Consider the following 5,561-nt stretch of genomic DNA (forward strand, 5'->3'; position numbering starts at 1 on the left):
TCATATTTGCCTTCACCAAGTGCAAAAAATGCTTTTTCAAAATTTGCCTTATCTGCAGTTAAATCAAAGTGTGCAGTTATGTATAATGGTGCAGGGAAACTACCTTTCTCATCATTTTTATCCATCAGATAAAATCTTGTGAGTTCATCCATTGTACTTGTATTAGGAAGTATAATTTTATAAATTTCTATAGCGAAATTTCCCGGAACAAGTCCTTCCACCATCTTTGTTTTATAATTTTTCCCACCTAAATTTATAGTACTTTCTATAGGCAGGCTGCTGCTGTTAGAAGAAATGATTACTTCATCATCAGCCAACTTCACATTTTGGTTAAATTCTGAGTTATAGGAATCTATTGTTGAAAGTATTGCCGGTACAGGGTGATAATTATTAGCATTGTCACCTAACAGAGGTAAAAGTTCACTCCCGTTTTGCAAGGCATATATCATACCACTCAGTTCGGAAAAAGAATTTACTATGTTTTTCTCTCCGCCTGCAGCCTTTGTTATGATATCCATGAGCTTCTTCTGCTCATCTTTATAATTATCAATGGTTACATTTATCTCATCATTACTTATCCTATATTCCCTTGGCAGAGTTGAAGTCACCATAGCTTCAACACTTCCATATATGGAAAGTGTAGTTGCAAGGGTAACAATAACTCCTGTACTAAGAATGGCTATAGAGGCTATACCTACAGCACTGCTTTTCATTCTGTATATCATACCTGAAACTGAAAGAAAATTTTTAGCATTATAATAAAACTTTTTATTTTTCTTTTGCATTTTAAGTATAAATATTGAAAAGGTTATAAAAAGAATATAGGTAGCAATTATTACCAAGACAACTGCAATAAAAAATGCTAAAAGGCTTTTAAGTATTCCGTTTATTGTTAATGCAATATAATACCCGGCTACTAAAAAAGCTAAGCCAATCAATAAAAGCACAAGCCTGTTCTTTGGTTCTCCCTCTCCTCTGTGTTCCCTGCCTAAAAGTTCCACAGGGGAAGCATTTTTAATTGATAAAGCATTAAGCAGATATACAAACACAAATAGGAAAAGTACATAGACAAGTGTGATAGCCGTAGCTTGAGTTGAAAACGGATAGTCCATTATTTTCACTGCTGTATCCTTCATCAGTCTGTTAAGCCCCATAAAGGCAAGCTTACCAAACACATATCCACCTGAAATTGCTATTAATGCAATTAAGCTGTAATTAATAATATGTTCAATTAAAATTATTTTTCTGATATGTTTCTTTTCAAGTCCCAGTATACCATATAGAGCAAATTCCTTATTTCTGCGTTTTATAAGAAATCTGTTTGCATAAACCACAAAAATAAATGTAAATATAAATGCCACTCCGGTACCCATACTTATAAAAGTAGGCAGTGTCTTATGCCTTGTAAGTACATATTCATTTTGCATAAGTGAAGCCATTATATTAAATAAAATTAACATTGTACCTGTAGCAAGAATAAACGGTATTTCAAGATATCTGTTGGCTTTTAAGTTCTTTATTGCAAAGCCGCCTGCAAGTTTTAGGTTCATTATTTTATCTCCTCGTATTTATCAAATTATTCTTTCCCCTTGTAGGTCACAGACCGTTTTAATTATGTGTTTACCTGATGTCTCGTGAATAATTTGATGTAAAAAGCTGTTTCTGGGAATTATTGATTCTCTCCATAAATTCCTCAAGGCTTTCATCATCTCCCCTGTAAAGCTCGTGATATACTACCCCATCTTTTATGAAAATTACACGCTTAGCAAAAGCTGCCGCTCTTAAAGAATGTGTTACCATAAGTATAGTCTGACCTGTTTCGTTTATTTTTCTAAATAAATTAAGAATCATTTCAGTTGAAGCCGAGTCAAGTGCTCCTGTAGGCTCATCAGCAAGTAAAATACTCGGATTAACTATAACAGCTCTTGCTATTGCAATTCTCTGTTTCTGCCCTCCCGATATTTCATAAGGGAACTTATCAAGAATGGCTGCAATACCCAAAATATCCTTAATTTTATCAAGCTTAGCCTCCATTTCACTCGGACTTACTCCTGAAAGCACAAGCGGAAGGAAGATATTATCTTTATTTGAAAACTGGTCTAAGAGATTAAAATCCTGAAATACAAAGCCAAGTTCATTTCTTCTGAAACTTGCTATTTCACTGTCTTTTAACAGACCTATGTTTTTATTCTTAATAAAGACATTTCCTGAAGTAGCCTTATCAAGAGTTGCTATTATGTTAAGCAGGGTTGTTTTACCGCTGCCTGACTCGCCCATAATGGAAACAAATTCACCTTCTGAGGCTGAAAAATTAATCTCTGTAAGTGCCTCTGTTATTACACTTTTAGTCTTATATACCTTTTTTACATTTTCAAGATTTAATATTGTCACTGTATTTTTCTCCTTTGTTAATAATGAAAAAATAAGCCTGTATGTGCCTTACTATACATAAGATAACATACAAGCCTTATTTCTGCATTTATTTTAACTTACAATATGAGGAGTTAATCTTACAATTTTGAAAGGTTGGAAAGAGAACTAAAATTTCTTACCATCTTTAATAAATTCAAGAATATTAATGTGTTTTATTCCATTTCTTTTTTGAAGCAGATAATCTGTCGTTGCGACATATTTCGGATAATTATCCCTTATCATTTCTAACGGTTTATATTCCCTGTCTTCTGTCTGTTTGCTCTCATTTATTGTATATGCAACCTGAATATATGAATAATTCTGCTCCATATCCCTAAGAATAAAATCACACTCAAGCCTGCCTATCCTTCCTACACTTACTGCATAGTTTTTCCCTCTGGCATACAGATATACCATATTTTCAAGAGCAGGTCCATAGTTTATGCGATTATCTGTATTAAAAGCAAAATAAAAAGAAGTATCTGCAAGATAATATTTTTTCTCACCACTAAGTGCTTTCTTTGATTTCATATCAAAACGGTTACATTGATATAAAATTTTTGCACTGACCAATTCATCTATATATCGTTTTAAAGTTGCACGTTGTACAGATAAACCTGCTTTCTGAAGAGAATGCTGCAAACTTTGTATACTCATTGTTGCTCCAAAGTTATTGATAATAAAGTTTCTGACAGCTTCAAAAACCTCCACATTTCGAATCTTAACCCGTCTTTTAATATCTTTTTCAAAAATCTCATCTATTACAGCTTTTGCATACACCTGTTTTTCTTCAAAGGTGTCAAATCTGACTGTACGAGGAAATCCACCTTCTCTAAGGAATTTATCCAGTTCAACATGCAGATTACTGTCAATCGTTTTATTGTAAAACTTTTTCATAGAAAGATATTCATTAAAATTCAAAGTAAACAATTCAAACTCTATATATCTTCCGGTAAGTTTTGTAGATAAATCACCACTTAATAAATATGAGTTTGAGCCTGTTATAAAAATAGAATAATCCCCGTCATTTCTAAAGGCATTTATGATTTCTTCAAAATTTTTTATATTTTGTATTTCATCTACAAATAAATATTTAGTGCCGTTGCTAACAGATAACTCATCTACTACCTCTTCAAACTCGTTGTCAGCTTTTATTTTTCTATATTTTCTGGAATCAAGATCTATATAGATAATATGTTCTTCATTAACTCCCTCTTTTATAAGCTCATCCTTTATCATTTCCATCAGGCTTGATTTTCCACACCGTCTGACACCGGTAATAACTTTAATGATATCTGTATCATGATAAAATCCTCTGATTTTTGAAATATATTGTTCTCTATAAAATAATTCCATAATATTCACCTCAGGTTAAAATTTATCTCAAATTATTCACAAAATTACCCATTTAACAACTCACTTTTTGAGTTATTTGCAAAAAATGTACTGTTAAAACCTCACTCCAAATTCACTGCCCCTTCCTAGCTCTGATTTAACCTCTATTTCTATAGATAACCTCTTTCCTATTTCTTTTGCAAGAAAAAGCCCAAGACCGCTTGATTTCTCATTCATTCTGCCATTTAAGCCGGAATATCCCCTGTCAAATATCTTCGGAATATCCTCTGAACGAATGCCTATACCGGTATCCTTAATATACAATATCTTTTCTTCCTTATTATAGCTTATGCTTATGCTACCCCTTGGGGTGTATTTTAGGGCATTTGAAATAAGCTGTTCAATCAGAATACTTAGCCACCTTGTATCTGAAACTACTTTTTCTTCTATAAGCTCATAGTTTAGTGTGATATGATTTACTATGAAAAGTATAGAATATTTTTTAAGAATTGATTTAATTATCTCATCTAAGTTTAGTTCTGCTATATCCATGTCAGTTTCAGTATTCATCAGCTTGAGATAATTTATTGCCATATCGCAGTATTGCTCTATGTACATAATCTGAGCTTTAACCTTTGTTTCCTTGTCATCCACATTGTTATCAAGTATAAGTTTGGCAGCAGTTATTGGTGTTTTAACCTGATGTACCCAAAGTGAAAAATAATCTTTAAGCTCCCTCCTGCCGGAAATTATACTCATATGAAGTCTTTTATTTTCTTCCAAAAGCCTCTCATTTTCTGCTTTTAAGGAAAGCTCTTCTTTATAAGAGAAAAAGGCAATTATCAGGTAAATAACAAAGCCGAATACAGCTACCTCTAAGCCGATTTTATAAAATGAAAGTTCCAAACTTCCTAATGCAAAAATAAGTCTAAACAGAAAAATCAAGGTAAAAAAAATTATAAATTCGGGCAGTTTAGTCAGAATAAATTTCTTAATTGTATTTATCATATCTTAACCTATAATCAAAACTTCTTTGTTTATACTTTAAGTCAACTTATTATTCAAAAAATATCCTATTCCTTTTTTGGTCTGTATAAAGTCATTCAGTCCTATCTCAGCAAGTTTTTTGCGAAGCCTTGTCATATTTACCGCAAGGGTATTGTCATCTATAAAATTCTCTTCCTGCCAGCATTTATCCATTATTTTATCACGCTTTGATACAGCTCCCTTATCCTTAAAAAGAGTTTCAAGTATCATAAGCTCGGTTCTGGTAAGATCTGCCATCTTTCCCATAAAGTCAAGCTTTGCAGCCGAAAGCAAAAGTTTTACATTTCCAAAGGCTAAATAATCAGTTTCTTCTGCAAAATCATAACTTCTTCTGAGGAGAGCAACAATTTTAGCCCTTACTATCTGAATATTTATCGGCTTAACTATATAATCATCTCCGCCAAACTGCATAGCCTGAACTATGTCTATATCTTCACTCTTTGAAGAAATAAACATAAGAGGAACCTTTGAGATTTCCCTGATTTTCTGACACCAGTAAAAACCGTTAAAATAGGGCAGAATTATATCCATAAGCACAAGCTCTGGCTTTTCAGACTTAAACTCATCAAGCACATTGTTAAAATCCTTTACACAGACTGTATCATATCCCCATACGGAAAGCTCATTAGCAAGGATTTCCGCAATGTCATTATCATCTTCTACTATAAGTATTTTCATTATTTAATATCCCCAAGATAATCTGCTGAGTTATTTATCTTTTCTTTTAGCAGCTTCTTTATACACCTGTTCATCTGTTCTTGCCGAAA

The 5,561-nt window shown here is 32.7% G+C and carries 5 protein-coding genes; all 5 read right to left on the reverse strand.

All coding sequences use genetic code 11. From position 1 onward, the window contains the following. Positions 1-1,550 (reverse strand): FtsX-like permease family protein (locus tag ACTTKP_RS10890; protein ID WP_442553925.1); only part of this gene is annotated, 1,550 nt, incomplete at its 3' end. A gap of 70 nt (positions 1,551-1,620) precedes the next feature. After that, positions 1,621-2,391 (reverse strand): ABC transporter ATP-binding protein, encoded by a 771-nt coding sequence (locus ACTTKP_RS10895; RefSeq protein WP_442553926.1) that lies wholly within the window; start codon positions 2,389-2,391, stop codon positions 1,621-1,623. A gap of 147 nt (positions 2,392-2,538) precedes the next feature. Further along, positions 2,539-3,768 carry an ATP-binding protein gene (locus tag ACTTKP_RS10900; protein WP_442553927.1) on the reverse strand — a complete coding sequence of 410 codons (1,230 nt, stop codon included), beginning with the start codon at positions 3,766-3,768 and terminating at the stop codon, positions 2,539-2,541. A 93-nt stretch (positions 3,769-3,861) separates the two neighbouring features. After that, positions 3,862-4,755 carry a sensor histidine kinase gene (locus ACTTKP_RS10905; protein ID WP_442553928.1) on the reverse strand — a complete coding sequence of 298 codons (894 nt, stop codon included), beginning with the start codon at positions 4,753-4,755 and terminating at the stop codon, positions 3,862-3,864. Between the two features lie 36 nt (positions 4,756-4,791). Continuing rightward, the gene (locus ACTTKP_RS10910; RefSeq protein ID WP_442553929.1) at positions 4,792-5,472 is read right to left on the reverse strand and encodes a response regulator transcription factor; all 681 of its coding nucleotides are present in this window, start codon (positions 5,470-5,472) and stop codon (positions 4,792-4,794) included. Positions 5,473-5,561: the final 89 nt, after the last annotated feature.

The sequence above is a fragment of the Catonella sp. genome, assembly GCF_052169795.1.
Taxonomy (GTDB): domain Bacteria; phylum Bacillota; class Clostridia; order Lachnospirales; family Lachnospiraceae; genus Catonella.